This window comes from Vibrio sp. 1F263, from assembly GCF_041439035.1.
Taxonomy (GTDB): Bacteria; Pseudomonadota; Gammaproteobacteria; order Enterobacterales; family Vibrionaceae; genus Vibrio; species Vibrio tasmaniensis_A.
On the sequence record NZ_JBGONI010000131.1, the window covers coordinates 1 to 1,213 of the forward strand.

Below are 1,213 nucleotides of genomic sequence, written 5' to 3' on the forward strand. Positions count from 1 at the left end.
GCTTGAGCCGTATGCAGTGAAAGTTGCACGTACGGTTCTGAGGAGGGTGGCACCTGGTAACAGGTGCCGTCTATCCGACGAAGATTAGTTTCAGTTATATCTGTCATGTTAAAGCATGCGGCAATCGTTTACGCCTCGTTATTCATTCGTAACTTGCCATCTTTCTTGTTGTGCCTGTGAAGTTGTCTGATACTTCGATACGTTTCATTTCGATGTTCATGGTGGGTTCGATTTTTTTAAGACGTGCTATATCACTGGCGATTCGTTTACAGCCTAAAAACAAGATGCCATCGAGTGGTGTTATGACATCTCCAGCCTTGAGGCAATCAACGAGGGAGGTGGCAGAGAGTGGTGTTTTTGTCCCAGCAACGTAGCGGGTTGCCACAAACTCATTCGTATAGTGGATTTCTCTTGGTAACATTTGTTCGCTTTTGGCGTAAATCATTCCGCTTTGTTTACCATTAATAACTCGATGCTCTTTATACACTCGTGTTTCCTCGCCTATGGTGGCCATAGCTTGTGGTGCGCGTGTGATGAATAAGCGAAAAGGTAGATCTTCACTTGTGATGTAATCGACAAGGTTAAACGCTAATCTTGCTCTCGCGATCTCTCCGAGTGGTTTGTCACGACAGATTTGTAGAACCTGATCCCATTGGCTGATCAGTCGAGTGCTTTCTTTATCGCTTCTAACTTTAACCTTGAGAATATCGTAGTGAATTATCTTTTCCATGGTTAATTTGGCCTTCCGTTTTGCTTGCTTCGTTAAATTCCAACCTAACATTATTTTTTTATAACAAATTAAAGCAGTTATCCACAAAGTTGGGGCGTAACCTGTCTAAAACCTTCGTCGGTTGAGTTTATGCTCATGGTACCAAATAGATCGAAATCACCTAAAAATGCCGATAATTGTTTTCAAATTGAAGTAAAAAGCGCCAATTATAAAACTTATCGCGACACTAATAGGCGGGTATATTCGTTGACTTCTAAAAGAGCCCAATGATGGTTACTTTGCAATTGGAGTAGATTACCGCCAGTGCTCCTTGAAGCGAAAATTAGAGCAACTGCCATTGATTTCTTGAGAGGTCATGGGGGTTGGTTAATCTCTGCACCCTCGTTAGGGTACCAATAGGCGGATACCTACTTATAAGCTCTCATCCTATCCAAATTCACGAGTTGTGATCTGATTTAACTTTTTGGTGAAATTACCTCTGTT

1 protein-coding gene is annotated in these 1,213 nt (G+C 42.0%); it reads right to left on the reverse strand.

Annotated elements, in window-relative coordinates:
- Positions 1-142 precede the first annotated feature (142 nt).
- A complete protein-coding gene (locus ACED25_RS23470) occupies positions 143-730 on the reverse strand; it encodes a hypothetical protein (RefSeq protein WP_231904619.1) in 588 nt (195 codons plus the stop codon).
- Between the last annotated feature and the right edge of the window lie 483 nt (positions 731-1,213).